This window comes from Slackia heliotrinireducens DSM 20476 (assembly GCF_000023885.1).
GTDB classification, from domain to species: Bacteria; Actinomycetota; Coriobacteriia; order Coriobacteriales; family Eggerthellaceae; genus Slackia; species Slackia heliotrinireducens.
The window spans coordinates 625,161-642,780 of sequence record NC_013165.1 but is presented as its reverse complement, the minus strand read 5'-3'; the positions used below and the strand labels follow the sequence as shown (position 1 = coordinate 642,780).

Genomic DNA, 17,620 nt, shown 5'->3' with positions numbered 1-17,620 from the left:
CCTCCTAGTGTCAGTCGTACATGAACCTTGTCCATTTCCCATCCGGATCCGCCGGACATGAAACCCTAGCAATGCCCGAATAAGCAGCATCGGACCTGGTTCGGGCACGACCAGGTCCCGCGGTTGTTAATTTTCCAGAATGACGTAGTGAACGTACATGGGGCCGTGCACGCCTTCGACACGCACAAGCTCGATGTCCGCCGTGGCAGAAGGCCCGCTGATGAAGCAGATCTGCGACGGCAGCGCATCCTTGTCCACGGTTCGCAGGTAATCCGCCATAGTGCCAACGATGTCGGCGGCATCCACAACGGCGATGTGCGTAAGCGGAAGCAGGCTTACGGAGCGGCCGCACAAGGTGCTGGCGGGCTGCACGACGGTGGCGGTCTCGGCGATGCCAGCCGCGGCGAAGGTCACGCCGTACCGGGCCTTTTCGGCCGAAGCCACCGCATTGGCATCATTCGGATTCCAAACGGTCACGGCGTTGCCGGCGGCAGCCTGCGTGACGGCGGGAACCAGGTCCAGGGCAGCCAGCCGATTGTCGCCTGCGAGCACGACGTCGCCGGGCTCTTCGGCCACAATGCCGGCCACGACCTGAGGGGCCTCGCCCGCTGCGCAGCGGTGCACGGTTACGCGGATCTTTCCCGCCTCGGAGGCGAACAGGTCCGTCAGCGCGGCGGCATCCATGCCGTCGGTCACGCGACGCGGCAGAGGATACGCATCCTTATCTCGGTTGACCTGCGACGGAACTTCGGCGCGCCCAAGGCTTTCGGATATGGGCCTCAACAGGTCTTCAAGGGTCTTGTTGCCGATCATCGGTCTTGCCCTCCTTCCTCAGAACCCGCATTGCGTTCCTTCTTGTGCTTCTTGAACCACGTGCGGAACAGTTCGGGGGCCAACACATCGAAATCGCGTTTAGAAGTCCAACCTTTGACGATGGGAATCCAGGCGCTGCTTTCGTCCATGGCGCCCTTCTCGCCGTCTGCCAGGGCTTTCATGATGGGCCGGCCTGCCGCCATGGCGGTGCCGTATACGGCGCGGTTCGACCACATGAGCTCCAAGCCCTTGAAAATGGGAACCTCCACCGGGTTATTCTTGTGCTCCTCGACCATGTTGATGCGGTGCTGCCTGATCAGATCGTGCAGCGGAATTTCGACCGGGCAATGCTCCGCGCAGGCGCCGCACAGCGAACAGGCGAAGGGCATGCCGCCCAGGTTGTCATACCCTTCCAGGGCCGCCGTAAGCACGATGCCCATGGGGCCGGGGTAGATCGATCCGTACCCGTGACCGGTGATGTGGCGATACACGGGGCAGATGTTGAGGCAGGCTCCGCAGCGGCAGCAGCGCAGCATGGCTTCGAACTCGGTGTTGATCAGGGTGTGGCGGCCGTTGTCCATAATGACGATGTGGACCTCTTCTGCACCGTCGACCTCGCCAGGCTTGCGCGGGCCGGAATCCACGGAGAAGTAGGCGGTCATCTTGGCACCCACAGCGCTGCGGGGCAACAGGCACATCATGGTGTCCAGCGCCTCCAGGTCGGGCACGATGCGGTCGATGCCCACCAGGATAATCTGGACCTTCGGGTAGGTGTCGACCATGCGGCCGTTGCCTTCGTTGGTGACCAGCGTGGTGGAACCCGTCTCGGCCACGGCGAAGTTGCAGCCGCGCACGCCGACTTCGGCTGCGAGGAATTCCTCACGCAGGATGGAACGGAGGAAGTGGGTGATCTCTTCGGGAACCGAAGAGCCTTCGTAACCGCGCTTCTTGCGATAGAGCTCGGCAATGGCTTCGCGGTCGAAATGCAGGGCCGGCACCACGATGTGGGACGGCTTGTCACCGGCGGTCTGGAGGATGTTCTCGGCGCAGTCGGTCTCGATGATGTCGACGCCGGCCTGCTCCAGCACCTCGTTCAGCCCGATTTCCTCAGACATCATGCTCTTGGATTTGACCGCATGGGCGGCACCGTGGTCGGCGAAAATACCCAGGATCTCCCACAGCGCATCTTCCCCGTCGGGCGCGTAATGCATGATGCATCCATTGGCTTCGGCCCGCTCGGCGAACTGCTTGACGTAGAAGTCGAGGTTCTTGGTCACGTCGTTGCGGATGGCAGCGGCGCGGTCGCGGATGATTTCCCAATCGGGCATTTCCTCAACCAGCTGCCCGCGCTTGACGTAGAAGGTCTCCTGCGCGGTTTCGATGGCATTGTGCTTGAAGTCGTTTTCAATGCAGGACGATGCGCGCTCGCGGAGGTTTTGGTCGGTGTTGTACAGAATGGCCATGGCTACTCCTTCGCATCCAGAATCCGGGCGATGTGCATGACGCGGATGTCGCGGTCCAGTTCGCCGGTGCTGCGCATGCGCGAGAGGGCGCCCTTGATGTTCATCAGGCACGGCGAGTCGACGCCGGTGACCACCTCGGCCCCCGATTCGATGATGGTCCGGCATTTTTCGCGAACCATTTCGCCGGAAATCTCAGGCTCTTTGAAGGAGAACGTTCCGCCGAAGCCGCAGCAGCGGTCGGCGTGTTCCATCTCTATATATTGAAGGCCCGCCACATTGTCCAGCAGCTTGAGCGGCTGCTCCTTGATGCCCAAAAGACGCGTGCTGTGGCAGCTCTTATGGAACGTGACGGTGTGCGGGAAGCTTGCGCCCACATCGGTTACGCCCAGCTCGTCAACGATGAACTGGGTGAACTCGCGAAAACGAGACGTGACTGAGCGAAGCTTGGCGGAAAAGACCGGGTCGTCTTCGAACAACGGCGGATAGTCGTTGACGATGGCGTTCATACAAGAACCCGTTAGAGACACGATGAAGTCTTCCTTGCAGGCGTCGTAGGCTTTGATGGTGTTTTTGGCCACGGACCTCGTGCCGTCCGCGTACCCTGAGTTCACAAGTCCCTGCCCACAACACACTTGCTTATCCGGCAGGCTGATTTCGCAGCCAAGCCGCTCCAGAACATTGACAGCCGCAATGCCTGTCTCCGGGTAGATCATGTCGACCATGCACCCCGGAAAAAGAGCAATCTTCATGGCAAATACCCCCTTGCTGAATGAGGACTCCTAAGCAAGAAGACATCCACGGCAGCCGCTAGGCCCCCGCGACATGTCGCTTCTTATTGTAATTCAATTCGCAGTTGATGGCGCGCTTTGCGTTGAAGAACTTGATGCATGTTTTTTATGATTCGGCAGGCCGCAAGATGCGTTTCCGCCGCTTAGCCCCGCTGGCGCCAAAGGGTGGGCGAACGGGTACTGGATACGTTGCAACCTGGTCGCGATCAGCGTTCGCGCCCGGACAACGATTCATAATCTGACCAGCGGATATAGCAAGTCCCGCACCAAATTCGCCCAGCTTTTCGGCAGCTAGTCCATCTGCTTCCAGCGGCGGTTGTTCTCCACAAGCTCGCCGAAGGTGACCGGCGCAAACCCGTTGATGTCCACACCTGCGTTCAAGGCGGTTTTGTAGCGCTGGAGCAGCGGCCAGAACGGCGCGTCGCGACGGTCGTGCAGGTGCCCGTGGATGAGGAACGCACCGTGGCGGCCGCCGTGCCATTCCATAAGCGGGTAGTGGCAGAGCGTGATCAGGTGTCCCCCGCTCAGAATCTCCGTCATGTACTCGACAGCTTCGAACCATTCGTCCACGTCGATGCGCTGCGTCCAACCGTGGTCGTGGTTGCCGATGATGAGGTGCTTGCGGCCGGGCAGCTGCGAGAGGTAATGCTCGGGATTGGTTTCGGCGCGGTTCATGAAGTCGCCGATGATATAGACCTTGTCATCGGGCTTCACGCGCTCGTTCCAATTGCGGATGATGCATTCGTTCATGTCCAGGATGCTGTCGAAGGGCCTGTTCGACAGCTGGGCCACATCGACGCTGCCGAAGTGAAGGTCGCTGGTGAAATAATCCATGGAGGCTCCCTTCTCTTGGCCGAATTCACGTTCCATATGATACATGAATTCGAGAAACCCCCTTTGCTGAATAGTAAACAGCGACGTGTAATGTTTACGTGGTTACCGCGCCGCTCATGAAAGAGTTTCGTTTGCCTCGGCTTGCACTGCATCCAATTGTAGTAATATGCATCAGGCCTTTTTATGACTGATTGAATATGCAACCAAGGTGGGAAAACATGCAAAACAGCGACGCAATCATCGTATTTGCGATTCTGATTTACTTCGTGGTGGTTCTGACCATCGGCTTCGTGTATGCGAAGCGTTCCAACTCGTCGACCTCCGAGTACTTCCTCGGCGGCCGCAAGGTGGGCCCCTGGTTCACGGCCCTTTCCGCCGAAGCCTCGGACATGTCGGGCTACCTGCTCATGGGTCTGCCCGGCCTGGCCTACTTCACGGGCGCGTCCGACGTGGGCTGGACGGCCATCGGCTTGGCTCTGGGCACGTACCTCAACTGGAAGTTCGTGGCCGAGCGCCTACGCCGGTACTCCGTGGTGGCAAACGACTCCATCACCATCCCCGGGTTCTTCTCCAACCGCTATCATGACGAAAAGAAGACAATCGGTACCATCGCCGCCGTCATCATCCTCGTTTTCTTCAGCGTGTACTGCGGCAGCTGCTTTGTGACCTGCGGCCGCCTGTTCCACACCCTGTTCGGTCTGGACTACGCTTCCATGATGGTCCTCGGCGCTCTCATCGTGTTCCTGTACACCATGGTCGGCGGATATCTGTCCGTCGTCGCCACCGACTTCGTCCAGGGCTGCCTGATGTTCTTCGCGCTGGCCGTCGTGGTCATCGGCTCGATCACCATGGCCGGCGGCCTCGAAAACACCGTGGCCTTCCTGAGCGACATCCCCGGTTATCTGTCCATGACCACCATGGCCGTGCCGATGGTTGACGAGACCGGCACGCAGATGGTCGAGAACGGAATGCCGCTGTTCGACGAGCCCGCCACTTACGGTATCATCACCATCATCTCCACCATGAGCTGGGGCCTTGGCTACTTCGGCATGCCGCAGGTGCTCGTCCGCTTCATGGGCATCCGTTCTCAGCAGGAAATCAAGACCTCTCGTCACATCGCCGTGGTGTGGGTCGTCATCTCCATGTTCTGCGCCGTCATGATCGGACTGATCGGCCGCTACATCATCCCCAGCGAGCTTCTGACCTCCTCTTCCGCCGAGACCATCTTCATCGTCCTGTCCAAGATGATGCTTCCCGCATTCCTCTGCGGCATCGTGGTTTCCGGCATTCTGGCTGCATCGATGTCCTCCGCTTCGTCGTACCTGCTGATCACGGGATCGTCCGTGGCCGAAAACATCTACCGCGCGCTGTTCAAGAAGGACGCCACCGACGACCAGGTGCTCATCGTTTCCCGCATCACCCTGGCGCTGGTGCTCATTTTCGGTATCGTCGTGGCATGGGATTCCAACTCCGTCATCTTCACGGTCGTGTCCTATGCTTGGGCCGGCCTGGGCGCATCCTTCGGCCCGCTGATGCTCTTCAGCCTGTATTGGCGCCGCACCAACAAAGCAGGTGCCATCGCCGGCATGCTGACCGGCGCGGGCATGGTGCTCATCTGGCACAATCTGATCAAGCCCATCGGCGGCATCTTCGGTATCTACGAGCTGGGCCCCGCATTCCTGTGCGGCTGCATCGCCATCGTAGTTGTCTCGCTTCTGACCAAAGAGCCTGATCAGAGCATCTACGACGAGTTCGATCACTACATGGACAACGATATCGAAGGCGAGCGCAACCTGGAACTGGTTCTGGAAGGCGACGTCACCGCGTAGGCCGACAACCCCATCCATCATTTAGGCCGGGTTTTCCGCCCGGCCTTTTTGTTTCTACAGTCCATTCAAACCCGGTCGACCCTGACGCCCTCACCCCATAGTGCCCCGGACATGTTCCAGCGACTTCATGCGGATGCTTTCGCCACAACGCGCCCTGGGCATAGTGCGTTGTCTTCGCGTGGGCACCTTCATCCTCAAAGCACCCGCAAGCATTTCATGCCGTAGGCCTTCTGCCCCAAAGCCTTTGTTCAAAACTTCTGTCGCAAATATCTCCGAAGGTTTACAAGATGCCTCCCCAACGCATGCCTAAACCCAAGCTTGTTACAATGTTGACCAGGATACATACGATTGAACGGAGCTGAGCGTGGACAAGCACCTTTTCAGCATCATCGTTCTTTTGGGCGCATTGGTGACGATTCTGGTCGGATGCGCGACGACGGCGTCGGACCTGCCGCCCAAGGAAAGCGCCGGCGAACAGAAATCGGAGGCAGAAGCTATGAAATCCCAGATAGATACGAACAACCTGAAAGACATTTACTTTGCCGGCGGGTGCTTCTGGGGCGTCGAGGAATATTTCTCCCGAATACCTGGCGTATACGACGTGACCTCGGGATATGCGAACGGAACGACCGAAAACCCCACATACGAGGAGGTCTGCTACGGAGACACCCACTTCGCAGAAACCGTGCATGTGCAATACGACCCCTCGATTATCAGCCTTACCACGTTGACCAGGCAGTTTTTCATGATCATCAACCCTTTGAGCGTGAATGAACAGGGCAACGACCGAGGCGAGCAGTACCGCACCGGCGTGTACTACGTCGACGAAGCCGACCTGCAGACCATCCAGTTGGTGTTTGCCGAGGTCGAGCAGCAATACGAAAGCTCCTTGGCAACGGAGCTCGGTCCGCTTGAGAACTTCTATCTGGCAGAGGAGTACCACCAGGATTATCTGCAGAAGAACCCGGACGGATACTGCCACATCGACTTCAGCTCGCTTGACCAGGTTGAGCTGGAAGAAGGGGCCGACGAGACACAGCCCTCCGAAATCAAGGTCGATCCCAGCCTGTATTCGCGTCCGTCCGATGATGAGATTCAGGACAATCTGACCGACATGCAGTATGAGGTGACCCAGAATAATGGTACCGAGCCCGCCTTCCAGAACGACTACCACGACAACACGGCACCCGGCCTTTACGTCGATATTGTGACCGGCGAGCCCTTGTTCGCATCGTCTGCCAAATACAATTCAGGCTGCGGTTGGCCGGCGTTTACAAAGCCCATCGATCCCGACGTTCTCGTCGAAGTGCCTGATAATAGCTGGGGTCTGAACCGCACCGAGGTGCGCAGCCGAGTCGGCGACTCCCATCTGGGCCACGTGTTCAACGACGGGCCTGCAAGCCAAGGTGGCCTACGCTACTGCATTGACAGCGCCGCCCTCCGCTTCATACCGTACGAGGAAATGGAAGCCGAAGGCTACGCCGAATACATGCCCCTTTGCGAAACCTACAGCTGGGAATAGCCCCGTGTGTCACTAGGGACGCGTCCTTCTGACACAAAACTGTGCCACTAGGGACACATCTCAGCGAACCCACCCCACCGGAACAGCCTCTGCGAACGGAACATCCTTCCGCGATCGGGACGCCGAAGGGGCGCGCTTTGCGCAGCAACAGCGCCCCGACGGGACGGCCCCCGCGAGCAAGGCACCAAAGGGGCGTGCTTTTGCCGAAGGCAAACAACGCCCCGGCGGGACGGCCTTCCCCGATCAAGGCAGTGAAGGGGCGCGCTTTGCGAAGCAACAGCGCCCCGGCGGGACGGTCTCCGCGAGCAAGGCAGTGAAGGGGCGCGCTTTGCGAAGCAACAGCGCCCCGGCGGGACGGTCTCCGTTTGTTGCGGAACGCCCATGGTGAGACAGCGAGGGGCGGCACGGCCACCGAGATTCCCCGAGAGCAGCCCGTAGCGTACTGGCGTACGTGAGGGCTGCTCGCAGGGAGAATATCGGTGGCCGTGCCGCCCCGCAGCGTCAACTTCGCTCCAAAAGAAACGAGCCCCCGAAGGGGCTCGTTTCTTTTGGGCTTGATTACATCATGCCGCCCATACCGCCGGCAGCGCCAGCGAGAGCGGACAGGTCCGGACCGTCCTTCGGAATCTCGTTGACGGTTGCCTCGGTGATGAGGATCAGGCCGGCAACGGAAACAGCGGACTGGAGAGCGGTGCGGGTGACCTTCACAGGATCGGCGACGCCCATGGCAACCAGGTCGCCATACTCGCCGGTGGCGCAGTTCAGACCCTGGCCCTTCTCCATACCCTTGATGCGCTCGACGATAACGCTGCCTTCGTAGCCAGCGTTCTGAGCGATGGTGCGCAGCGGAGCCTCCAGAGCCTTGCGGATGATGGCAACGCCGACTTCCTCGTCATGGTTCTCGCACTCGACGGCATCCAGAGCCGGCAGAGCGTCCAGTAGAGCCACGCCGCCGCCAGCGACGATGCCCTCTTCGACGGCTGCACGGGTTGCCTGCAGAGCGTCCTCGATGCGGGACTTCTTCTCCTTGAGCTCAGACTCGGTTGCAGCGCCGACCTTCAGGACGGCCACGCCGCCGGCCAGCTTGGCCAGGCGCTCCTGCAGCTTGCTGCGGTCGAACTCGGATTCGGTGACATCCATTTCGGCCTTGATCTGGTCAACGCGCTCCTTGATGGCGTTTGCGTCGCCGGAACCGTCGATGATCGTGGTGTTGTCCTTGCTGACCTTGACGGTCTTGGCGCTGCCGAGCATGTCGACGGTGGCCTCGGACAGGGTCATGCCGAAGTCGGCAGTGATGACCGTGCCACCGGTGACGATGGCGATGTCCTCGAGCATACGCTTACGACGGTCGCCGTAGCCAGGAGCCTTGACGGCAACGCACTGGAAGGTGCCGCGCAGCTTGTTCAACAGGATGGTGGCCAGAGCCTCGCCCTCGATGTCCTCAGCGATGATCAGCAGCGGATGACCGGACTGCATGACCTGCTCGAGCAGCTGCAGAATCTCCTGAATGTTGCTGATCTTCTGGTCGGTGAGCAGGATGACAGGGTTCTTCAGAACAGCCTCCATGCGCTCCATATCGGTAGCCATGTAGGGAGAGATGTAGCCCTTGTCGAACTGCAGGCCCTCGACGGTGTCGATGTCGATGCCGAAGGTGTTGGAATCCTCAACGGAGATGACGCCGTCCTTGCCGACGATCTGCATGGCCTCGGCAATCTTCTGACCGATGGCTGCGTCGCCTGCGGAGATGGTGCCGACGTTGGCAATCTGCTCTTGGTCGGAAATCTCAATTGCGTCAGCCTTGATCTGGTTGACGATGGCCTCGGTGGCCTTGTCGATGCCGCGGCGGATAGCCAGCGGGTTTGCACCGGCGGTAACGTTGCGCAGGCCCTCGGTGACGATGACGTCGGTCAGGAGCGTTGCGGTGGTAGTGCCGTCGCCAGCGCCATCGTTGGTCTTGGTGGCAGCTTCACGGACCAGCTGGGCACCCATGTTCTCCACGGGATCCTCGAGTTCGATTTCACGAGCGACCGTCACACCGTCGTTGGTGATGGTGGGAGCACCATAGGAACGCTCAAGGGCGACATAACGGCCCTTGGGGCCAAGGGTGACCTTGACGGCGTCGGAAAGCTTGGTGACGCCGGCGGCAAGGCTGCTGCGCGCGTCGGTATTGTACTTAATCTCTTTAGCCATTGGAGTTGCTTCCTTTCAAGCGGCTTGATACCAAAGAACAGTTAGTCGGTGTACACGGCGTACAGGTCGTCAGCCCTCAGAATCAGGACTTCTTCACCGTCAACGGTGATTTCGGAGCCGCCGAACTTGCCGTACAGAACGCGGTCGCCTTCCTTCACAGGAACAGGAATGAGCTTGCCGTCCTTGTCCAGTTTGCCTTCGCCGACAGCCAAGATGATGCCGGTCTGGGGCTTCTCCTTTGCCGAAGAAGCAATCAGCAGGCCAGAGGCGGTAGCGGTTTCAGCTTCGTCGCGCTTGACGATAACGCGATCTCCCAAAGGTTTCAGATTCATGAGGATTCACCTTTCTAGTAAAACCTTAATTACCAAATGTTCAGAGTGCTAGCACTCGACGTGCTCGACTGCTAACAGTGCTACAGTCTAGCACCCGTTGGATGAGTTGCAAGAGCCTTTTCAGAAAATCTAAGTGCCTAAGACTAAATGTTGCTTTCGCGTCATCTTTGGGCATCAACGGCTAGATTTTCGATTTATTTACCGTGCGCAGAGTTCCCAGAACGCCACAGCGCTGGCGGCAGCCACATTGAGGCTGTCCACACCATGCGACATCGGAATGCGGACCGTATAATCGCAGGTCGCAATCGTGCGAGGACTCAACCCGTCCCCTTCGGTCCCGAATACCAATGCCAGCTTCTCCTCGGCAGCCAAGGTGGGATCTCCCAAGGATACGGAATCGTCGGACAGGGCCATGGCAGCCGTCTTGAACCCCAAAGCATGCAGCCGTTCAAGTCCCTGACCAGGCCAATCGTGCACATCTTCACCCAAACGGGTCCATGGCACCTGAAACACAGTACCCATGGAAACGCGCACGGCACGACGATAAAGCGGGTCGCAACACGTCGGCGTGACCAAAACCGCATCCACGTTGAGCGCGGCCGCCGAACGGAAAATGGCTCCGACATTCGTGTGGTCGACGATGCCTTCCAGCACCGCCACCCGACGGGCCGGTCCTCCGTTTCTGCAGGTGGCAAGCAGGTCTTCGGCACTCGGCATCTTCGGACGCCGCATGGCGCACAGAATACCCCGAGTCAGCTTGAAGCCAGTCAGTTTCTGCAGTTCATCGGCAGGCCCTACATATATAGGTACGTCGGCGCCGCCCTCCCCCGCCTGCTGGATACGTTCGAGCATGTCGGCGGCGGCGTCCATCCACTCGGGCGTCATCAGCACAGACAGGGGCACCATACCGCCCGCAAGTGCCCGGTCGATGACCTTGAGGCTTTCAGCGATGAAGATGCCTTTTTCAGGTTCCAGCTTGTTGCGCAGCTGCGCCTCGGTCAAACGCGCATAGGCGTCCAACCGAGGGTCGTCCAACGTTTCTACCTCGACAAACGACATGCTGAAACCTTTCTCGCAATAAAAAACGGAGCACATGCGTCAACCGCACATGCTCCGCACTATGTGTTCGGAACTTAATTCTTGAAACTGTGGACCGGCGCCGGGATGCGTCCGCCGCGGGTGACGAAAGTCTCGCAGCCCTTCGGGTTCACCGGCATGATGGGAGCCCAGCCGAGCAATCCGCCGAATTCGGCGACCTCGCCGACGCCCTTGCCGATAACGGGAATCAGGCGGACCGCGGTCGTCTTCTGGTTGATCATGCCGATGGCGGCCTCATCTGCGATGATGCCGGCGATGGTGGTCGCAGGCGTGTCACCGGGAACAGCGATCATATCCAGGCCCACAGAGCACACGCAGGTCATGGCCTCGAGTTTCTCCAGCGTGAGCACGCCGGCGGTGGCGGCGTCGATCATGTTCTTGTCCTCGGACACGGGGATGAACGCGCCAGACAGGCCGCCCACGTAGCTGGACGCCATGATGCCGCCCTTTTTCACCTGGTCGTTGAGCAGGGCCAACGCCGCGGTAGTGCCGGGTGCGCCCACCTGCTCCAGGCCGATTTCCTCGAGGATTTCGCCGACGGAGTCGCCCACGGCAGGGGTCGGCGCCAGCGAAAGGTCGATGATGCCGAAAGGCACGCCCAGCCTGCGGCTCGCCTCTTGGGCGACCAGCTGGCCGATGCGGGTGATTTTGAACGCGGTCTTCTTGATGGTTTCGCACAGCACCTCGAAGCTCTCGCCACGGGCGGCTTCCAGAGCCTTCTTCACAACGCCCGGGCCGGAAACGCCCACGTTGATGACGACGTCGCCCTCGGTCACACCATGGAAAGCACCCGCCATAAACGGGTTGTCATCAGGCGCGTTGCAGAACACAACCAACTTGGCGCAGCCCAGCGAGTCGCGGTCGGCGGTGGCTTCGGCAGTCTTCTTCACAATCTCGCCCATGAGACGCACGGCATCCATATCGATGCCGGTCTTCGTGGAGCCCACGTTGACGCTGGCGCACACACGCTCGGTTTCGGCCAGAGCCTGGGGAATCGACTCGATCAGCATGCGTTCGGCCGGGGTCATGGCCTTGCTGACCAGGGCTGAATAGCCGCCGAGGAAGTTCACACCCATATCGCATGCGGCACGGTCCAGCGCGTGGATGATCTTGACGAAGTCCTCCGGGCATTTGCACACGCGGGCGCCCACCAGCGAGATGGGCGTGACGGAAATGCGCTTGTTCACAATGGGAATGCCGAACTCGCGCTCGATGGCCTGGCCCGTGGAGACCAGGTCCTTCGCGTAAGTGGTGATCTTCTTGTAGATGGATTCGCACAGCTCATCGACGGTGCTGCCCTCGCAATCCAGAAGGCTGATGCCCATCGTGATGGTGCGGACGTCGAGCTTTTCCTGCTCGATCATCTTGTTGGTCTCGTGGACCTCCATTATGTTCAGCATGTAACGGTTCCTTATCTTCGCACGTCAGCGGCGAAATCTAAATGCGGTGCATCTTCGTGAAGATTTCCTCGCGCTGGCAGCGGATGCGCACGCCGATCTGTTCGCCCAGCTCTTCCATCTCGTCGACCATGGTGGCGAATTCGACAGTGGCATTGGTGTAATCAACGATCATCATCATGTTGAAGAACCCGTCGATGATGGTCTGGGAGATGTCCAGAACGTTGACTTGGTGCTCGGAGAGATAGGTGCAGACACGTGCGATGATGCCCACCGTGTCCTTGCCGACGACCGTGATGATGGCCTTGTTCATAATGCCCCTTTTCAGTTGACAGCCCGTACAGTAAGAATGTGGTGCATGAAACTAATGTGATGCATAATAACGGTACAAACCCGATTCGTCTTCCTCGCGGATGATACTCCCCCGATTGACCAGATAATCCAGAAAAACGATGCCTTCCTCCAGGATGCACCAGCGCTGCATGACAGGAATGTCTTCCCAGTTGTCGTAAGGCACGTTCCATTTGATGGTTTGGATGATCTGCTTGCCGAACATGCCAGGCGCACGCTCGATAATGCCTTGTGCCTCCTCGACGCGGTCCAGATGGTGCTTGATCAGCCACTCGATGCGTTCGTTCCAGTCGCCCCGCAGGCGACCGTGTGAGTACAGCAGCCGGACCGGAGCCAGTTCCTGCACGCGGCGCAGGTTGGAGATGTAGGTATCCAACGTGTTGTCGAAATCGGGTCGCAGGGCCAGGCCCGGCGAGATGACGAACAGAATGTGATCGCCGCAGAACAGGCTGCGGCTCTTAGGCTCGTAAAGCGACAAGTGGCCCGGCGTGTGGCCAGCCGTGAGCATGACCTGCAGTTCTAGCGTGCCCACCTTGATGACGTCGCCTTCCTCCATCAGGTGCAGGTTGCGGCCGTGTTCGTCAAAGCTGTCCAGGCCAACACCGAACCGCATGGTGTATTCCTCGTGGCTGTCGGCGATGTTTTCCTTACCCATGCGCTCGATAACCTCGTTGCGGTACGAAACCGTGCGGGCGCGCACCATGTGGATGAAGTCGGCATAGCTCAGGTACAGCGGCATACTGCGGTCGACCAGGCGGTCCACCAGGCCAGCGTGGTCCAGATGGAAGTGGGTCAGGAAATACGACGCCTTGTGAGGGTCTACGCCCAGTTTGCCCAGGCTTTCGACGAGCACCTCGCACGCTTCGTCGGTGGGGGCGCCCGTGTCCACAATCAGGACCTCACCTGCGTCGCGAATCACATAGCAGTTCGTCGCGCTGGTCGAATAGTTCTCGAAGGGAACGATAATCTTGTATATTTCCGGGTCGGCGCACAGTTTGACGATGTTCTCGTCGATCACCTCGAGCGCACCGGCATCGCCGACTTTGATTGGCATGTTTTCAGACTCAGACATGTTTTGCTTCTTTCCGGTCGAATTCCGCCAACAATCATATCCGATTGCAGGACGCAATTCGAGAAATCATCCCGCCAGCGAGCATGCACGTATCATATGCGGGGTTCCAAGGGGAAACGGCTGCTGCAATGCCGGGCAAAGTGGCCGACCCTCATCCCGCTCTTTGGGACAATGGGGCAGTCCCTTTTGTCCCATTCTGCCGCAATGCCGGGCAAAGGGAAACGGTCCTCGCCCTGTCTTTCGGGACAAAGGGCTACGATGCCCCATTGTCCCACCGACGCGTGTCAACGAAGGGACAATACCCTCCGTCCCCGATGTCCCGCGTTCGTTGCCCCAGGTTAGACGCGATTGCGACGGGCTCGGAAGGCCGCCATGGGTTCCAGGCGCAGGCCGTGCTTGTTGAAGGAGACGGCGATGTCGCCCTGGATGTTGGCCACGTACCCGTGGTTTCCGATGGCCTCCACGCAGGCTTCCACGCTGGCCGATTCGATGCGCGCCGTAGGAGGCAGCATGAGGCTGAGCAGGCGATACACCACACGGCGCTGCATGGCCTTCGGCTCCATTCCGATTTCGGGCGACATGATGAACCCTTCTCTGGGGCTCGACCCCAGCGGCACTCCGAAACGTACCAGAAGGTCCTTCGTGCGGGCGATCAGCATGTCGTCTTCGTCGGCGATCTGGTTCATCGTGCGCGTCAGCGTGGCCAGCAGCTGCGGATTGCGCTCCATGGCACGCGGCACCAGCTCATGGCGCACGTACGAGCGGAAATGGTCCGTATCGCCGTTGGTGGCGTCCTCGCGCCATAGGTTGCCCAGTTCGTCGGCGATGGCACCCGGACGGCTGCGAATGTATTCCCGCAGCTCATCACGGGAACACTCCAGCAGCGGTCTGCAGATGCGACAGCCGTTGACCCACGAGACGTGGCTCATGGCGCGCAACCCGCCGGGTCCCGTGCCCACGATGGTCCGCATGAAGTAGCTTTCCACCCTGTCGTCAGCGGTGTGTCCCGTGAACGCGCTGGCGTCCTCCAGGTCATACCCCGTGTGTGAACAGGTGCTTTCCAGGGCCTCCCGCACGGCGCGGTAACGCTCCTCGCGCGCGGTGGCTTCCATATTGCCGCCGTTAGCTAGCAGCGCCGGCACGTCGATTTCACAATCGAACAGAGGAATGCCCAGGTGAGCGGAAAGTCTACGGGTGAACGCAGCATCGCCGTCGGAGGCTTCGCCCCGCAGCTTGTGGTTCACGTGCAGCATGGTCACCGTGCCCAGTCGGCCTTCGTCGCGCAGCTCGGCGGCGGCGTAGGCCAGAGCCGTCGAGTCCGACCCGCCGCTTACCATAAGCAGCACTGGCGAGCCCGTCCTTACCATAGACCGATCGTCGATCAGCGTACGGACGCGGTCGATCAGCGCCATCCGTTCGGCCATGCCTTATTCCTCCAATCCGAACACGTCGGCGAAGTCCGCCACCAGCCGTTTTACCGGCAGGCCGACCACGTTGTCGAAGTCGCCGCGGACATCGGCCACCAAATCGCCGCCGAGACCTTGGATGCCGTAGGCACCCGCCTTGTCCATGGGCTCGCCCGTACCCACGTACCAAGCGATAATCCCTTCGTCCAGGTCTTTGAAACGCACGTGGCTCGTTTCGGCGAAACTGCGGAAGCCCAGCGACAGCTCCTCGGGATTATCTGCCGGCGCATGCATCAGCCACACCGAAACGCCCGTAATGACCTGGTGCGTTCGTCCGGACAGCTCGCCCAGCATACGCATGGCGTCGTCTTCGTCGACAGGCTTGCCGTAAATTTCGCCGTCGAGCACCACCATGGTGTCCGCCGCGATGACCGCCGCCATGCCGGTGTATCCGTCCTGGTTGAGCAGGGCTTCCACCGATGCGCGGGCCTTGCGTTCGGCCAACGACTTTGCAGCCTGTTCAGGATCGCGACGCTCGTCGATGGTCAAATACTCGTCAACCTCGGCAGTGCGGACCGAGAAGTCCACGCCCTCGCGCGTCAGAAGCTCGCGGCGGCGCGGGCTGCCGCTTGCCAGAAAGATATCGAAACTCTGTGCCATGTGTCCTCGATTGCATTTCGGTTCTTCACACGTACATCATTGTACCCGCCGCAACAGCGCGTCAGCCCTTCACCATGAATACGCCAGGGTTTGGGCAGGCTGTTACCGATTGATTGCTTCGCCGTCGCGGCCTTCGGACAAAGACTGTAGCACGATGCCGCCGATGACCATTGCCATGCCGATAACGCCTGCCAGCGAGGGAACTTCTCCGAAAAACGCGATGCCGAACAAAGTGGCCGCCACTGGCTCAATCGTCGCAAGAATGGCCGCCTTACCCGTGTCCATATGCTTGAGGCCATTGTTGTAGAGAATGTACGGCAACACGGTGTTGACCAGGCCTAATGCCAAAATCAGCAGGAACAGGCCCCCGTCGGACGCCACCAGCGCCACATCCTGTACGGGATGGGCGCCCAGAGCCGAGCCCGCCGTGGCGAAAACGAACGTGTACAGGGTGATGGTCGCCGAACTGTAGCCTTTGTCCAGAGCGAACCGGCCGAAAATCGAATAGAGTGCATACCCGAAGCCCGCGCCTAGGCCGACCAGAACCCATTGCGGCGCCACCGACAGGTCGCCACCCAGCGCGCCTGTTGCCAGCACGCACCCGACGAACACGATGGCCAGCACCAGAATCTTTCGCCCCGTAAGGCTTTCGCTAAACAAGAAATGGGACATGACCAGCACAAACGCCGGCGCGGTATACAGCAGCACCGCTGCCAACGACATGGACACGTGCATGATGGTCTGAAAATAGCAGAAGTTGAAGAACACCATGCTGCAGATGCCCGTCCCGAAGAAGCACCACAGGTCGCGCGGCCGGACCTTGAACGCCGAACGGTCGAAGGCGAGCATGTACGCCGCAATCATGGCGACTGCCACAAGCGACCGCAGGAAAACCTTGTCCATGGTTTGCAGGCCCGCCTCGTCCAGACCGTGCACGAAGATGCCCATAGTGCCCCACAACGTGGCTGCCAACAAGACGAACAGCGGAGCCACCTTCTCAATCGCGCCTGCAGCCTGCGTGTGCTCAGCCCCGTTTGACACTAATTCCCCTTCCGAACGCGCACGAAAGTCAGAATGGCGAACACCAAGGCCATGACCAGGCTCGTTGCCAGCGTCACCACACTGGCTTCAATCAGGTACGAACCTCCGGACAGCAGCGGGTTGCCCGTTGCGGCCATAACGAATATGCTCGGGTAGTCGTCGGCCAGAGAAATGCCGCCCAGCACCAGACCGCACACGAAGTTCCAGATGAAATGCATGCAGATGGGCGCGATGAGCGACCCAGTCCATTCGAGCACCGCGCACATAAGCAAACTCATGGCCACCACGTTGGCCACCGCCAGCGGCCCCGCTTCGATGGCGCCGCCGTGCAGGAACGTGAACAGCGCCGTGGTGACCAGCACGGCCGCTGCTTTGTTGTATGAAGCGTCCAGCATGCGGTAAAGGTATCCGCGAATCAGCAGCTCCTGCATTACGGTGTTGAGCAGCAGCGCCGCCGCCCAAACGACCAGCGGAGACGCCCCGTCGGCCGTATCGATGGATATGGCGTCCAACGCGAACAGCATGTTCACGACGATGCCCGTCCAAATCACGCCGCCGAGCACGCCCACGAGCGTCGCCCGAGACGCCTCGCCTATCAGGTGCAGCTTCACGCGCCGACGCTCCATCAGCCAAAACGCCAGCGTGAACACGATTAGGACGCCCAAGGGTTCGGCTTCGGCGCACAGGCGCCACAGCGCGGCGTCGCCGACATCGGGCACAGGCACCAAGGCCGCCATCACGGCCCAGCCGATGAAGAACACCGTGAACTTCAGAATTGTCATGAGCAGTTTTTTCATAGTGGGCATTATACCTGCGCAATGCAG

At 59.9% G+C, this 17,620-nt stretch carries 16 protein-coding genes; 2 read left to right on the top strand and 14 right to left on the bottom strand.

The genetic code is table 11. From position 1 onward, the window contains the following. Nucleotides 1-126 precede the first annotated feature (126 nt). The 4 genes from SHEL_RS02705 to SHEL_RS02690 form a co-directional block, all read right to left on the bottom strand. On the bottom strand, nt 127-813 hold the full coding sequence (locus SHEL_RS02705; RefSeq protein WP_012797719.1) for a LutC/YkgG family protein: 687 nt from the start codon (nt 811-813) through the stop codon (nt 127-129). Continuing rightward, nucleotides 810-2,276 (bottom strand): LutB/LldF family L-lactate oxidation iron-sulfur protein, encoded by a 1,467-nt coding sequence (locus SHEL_RS02700; RefSeq protein ID WP_012797718.1) that lies wholly within the window; start codon nt 2,274-2,276, stop codon nt 810-812. Before SHEL_RS02700 ends, SHEL_RS02705 begins: the two co-directional genes overlap by 4 nt. 2 nt (nt 2,277-2,278) lie before the next feature. Further along, on the bottom strand, nt 2,279-3,025 hold the full coding sequence (locus SHEL_RS02695; protein ID WP_012797717.1) for a (Fe-S)-binding protein: 747 nt from the start codon (nt 3,023-3,025) through the stop codon (nt 2,279-2,281). 330 nt (nt 3,026-3,355) lie between these two features. Further along, nucleotides 3,356-3,898: a metallophosphoesterase gene (locus SHEL_RS02690; protein ID WP_012797716.1), complete on the bottom strand. Its 543-nt coding sequence runs from the start codon at nt 3,896-3,898 to the stop codon at nt 3,356-3,358. Between the two features lie 218 nt (nt 3,899-4,116). On the opposite strand from SHEL_RS02690, the gene SHEL_RS02685 reads away from it, so the two are divergent. Together SHEL_RS02685 and msrB are read left to right on the top strand one after the other, a co-directional pair. Then, the gene (locus tag SHEL_RS02685; RefSeq protein WP_012797715.1) at nt 4,117-5,727 is read left to right on the top strand and encodes a sodium/proline symporter; all 1,611 of its coding nucleotides are present in this window, start codon (nt 4,117-4,119) and stop codon (nt 5,725-5,727) included. Nucleotides 5,728-6,091: 364 nt separating this feature from the next. Further along, nucleotides 6,092-7,249, top strand: a complete 1,158-nt coding sequence (gene msrB / locus SHEL_RS02680; protein WP_012797714.1) for a peptide-methionine (R)-S-oxide reductase MsrB — start codon at nt 6,092-6,094, stop codon at nt 7,247-7,249. Nucleotides 7,250-7,807: 558 nt separating this feature from the next. On the opposite strand, the gene groL is transcribed toward msrB, so the two are convergent. The 10 genes from groL to SHEL_RS02630 form a co-directional block, all read right to left on the bottom strand. Continuing rightward, nucleotides 7,808-9,439: a chaperonin GroEL gene (groL, locus tag SHEL_RS02675; protein WP_012797713.1), complete on the bottom strand. Its 1,632-nt coding sequence runs from the start codon at nt 9,437-9,439 to the stop codon at nt 7,808-7,810. A 41-nt stretch (nt 9,440-9,480) separates the two neighbouring features. Continuing rightward, the gene (locus SHEL_RS02670) at nt 9,481-9,771 is read right to left on the bottom strand and encodes a co-chaperone GroES (RefSeq protein ID WP_012797712.1); all 291 of its coding nucleotides are present in this window, start codon (nt 9,769-9,771) and stop codon (nt 9,481-9,483) included. A gap of 198 nt (nt 9,772-9,969) precedes the next feature. Then, entirely contained in the window at nt 9,970-10,830 is an 861-nt protein-coding gene (locus SHEL_RS02665) for a TrmH family RNA methyltransferase (RefSeq protein ID WP_012797711.1), read from the bottom strand. A gap of 74 nt (nt 10,831-10,904) precedes the next feature. Then, complete coding sequence (locus SHEL_RS02660) at nt 10,905-12,269, bottom strand: PFL family protein (RefSeq protein ID WP_012797710.1); 1,365 nt, start codon at nt 12,267-12,269, stop codon at nt 10,905-10,907. A 37-nt stretch (nt 12,270-12,306) separates the two neighbouring features. Next, nucleotides 12,307-12,579, bottom strand: coding sequence for an ACT domain-containing protein (locus SHEL_RS02655; RefSeq protein WP_012797709.1), 273 nt, complete (start codon nt 12,577-12,579; stop codon nt 12,307-12,309). Nucleotides 12,580-12,630: 51 nt separating this feature from the next. Beyond that, nucleotides 12,631-13,689, bottom strand: a complete 1,059-nt coding sequence (locus SHEL_RS02650) for an MBL fold metallo-hydrolase (RefSeq protein ID WP_012797708.1) — start codon at nt 13,687-13,689, stop codon at nt 12,631-12,633. A gap of 338 nt (nt 13,690-14,027) precedes the next feature. Next, nucleotides 14,028-15,113 carry a tRNA lysidine(34) synthetase TilS gene (gene tilS / locus SHEL_RS02645; RefSeq protein ID WP_012797707.1) on the bottom strand — a complete coding sequence of 362 codons (1,086 nt, stop codon included), beginning with the start codon at nt 15,111-15,113 and terminating at the stop codon, nt 14,028-14,030. A gap of 3 nt (nt 15,114-15,116) precedes the next feature. Then, on the bottom strand, nt 15,117-15,755 hold the full coding sequence (locus tag SHEL_RS02640; RefSeq protein WP_012797706.1) for a Maf family protein: 639 nt from the start codon (nt 15,753-15,755) through the stop codon (nt 15,117-15,119). 102 nt (nt 15,756-15,857) lie between these two features. Then, nucleotides 15,858-16,796 carry a DMT family transporter gene (locus SHEL_RS02635; RefSeq protein WP_012797705.1) on the bottom strand — a complete coding sequence of 313 codons (939 nt, stop codon included), beginning with the start codon at nt 16,794-16,796 and terminating at the stop codon, nt 15,858-15,860. Next, nucleotides 16,796-17,578, bottom strand: a complete 783-nt coding sequence (locus SHEL_RS02630) for a CPBP family intramembrane glutamic endopeptidase (RefSeq protein WP_012797704.1) — start codon at nt 17,576-17,578, stop codon at nt 16,796-16,798. Before SHEL_RS02630 ends, SHEL_RS02635 begins: the two co-directional genes overlap by 1 nt. Between the last annotated feature and the right edge of the window lie 42 nt (nt 17,579-17,620).

What these genes read in the sequence shown, in the direction of transcription:
- SHEL_RS02670 (WP_012797712.1), bottom strand. Translation starts at nt 9,771, where the DNA reads ATGAATCTGAAACCTTTGGGAGATCGCGTTATCGTCAAGCGCGACGAA.
- groL (WP_012797713.1), bottom strand. Translation starts at nt 9,439, where the DNA reads ATGGCTAAAGAGATTAAGTACAATACCGACGCGCGCAGCAGCCTTGCC.
- SHEL_RS02630 (WP_012797704.1), bottom strand. Translation starts at nt 17,578, where the DNA reads ATGACAATTCTGAAGTTCACGGTGTTCTTCATCGGCTGGGCCGTGATG.
- SHEL_RS02650 (WP_012797708.1), bottom strand. Translation starts at nt 13,689, where the DNA reads ATGTCTGAGTCTGAAAACATGCCAATCAAAGTCGGCGATGCCGGTGCG.
- SHEL_RS02705 (WP_012797719.1), bottom strand. Translation starts at nt 813, where the DNA reads ATGATCGGCAACAAGACCCTTGAAGACCTGTTGAGGCCCATATCCGAA.
- SHEL_RS02690 (WP_012797716.1), bottom strand. Translation starts at nt 3,898, where the DNA reads ATGGATTATTTCACCAGCGACCTTCACTTCGGCAGCGTCGATGTGGCC.
- tilS (WP_012797707.1), bottom strand. Translation starts at nt 15,113, where the DNA reads ATGGCCGAACGGATGGCGCTGATCGACCGCGTCCGTACGCTGATCGAC.
- SHEL_RS02700 (WP_012797718.1), bottom strand. Translation starts at nt 2,276, where the DNA reads ATGGCCATTCTGTACAACACCGACCAAAACCTCCGCGAGCGCGCATCG.
- SHEL_RS02685 (WP_012797715.1), top strand. Translation starts at nt 4,117, where the DNA reads ATGCAAAACAGCGACGCAATCATCGTATTTGCGATTCTGATTTACTTC.
- SHEL_RS02660 (WP_012797710.1), bottom strand. Translation starts at nt 12,269, where the DNA reads ATGCTGAACATAATGGAGGTCCACGAGACCAACAAGATGATCGAGCAG.
- SHEL_RS02665 (WP_012797711.1), bottom strand. Translation starts at nt 10,830, where the DNA reads ATGTCGTTTGTCGAGGTAGAAACGTTGGACGACCCTCGGTTGGACGCC.
- SHEL_RS02695 (WP_012797717.1), bottom strand. Translation starts at nt 3,025, where the DNA reads ATGAAGATTGCTCTTTTTCCGGGGTGCATGGTCGACATGATCTACCCG.
- SHEL_RS02640 (WP_012797706.1), bottom strand. Translation starts at nt 15,755, where the DNA reads ATGGCACAGAGTTTCGATATCTTTCTGGCAAGCGGCAGCCCGCGCCGC.
- SHEL_RS02655 (WP_012797709.1), bottom strand. Translation starts at nt 12,579, where the DNA reads ATGAACAAGGCCATCATCACGGTCGTCGGCAAGGACACGGTGGGCATC.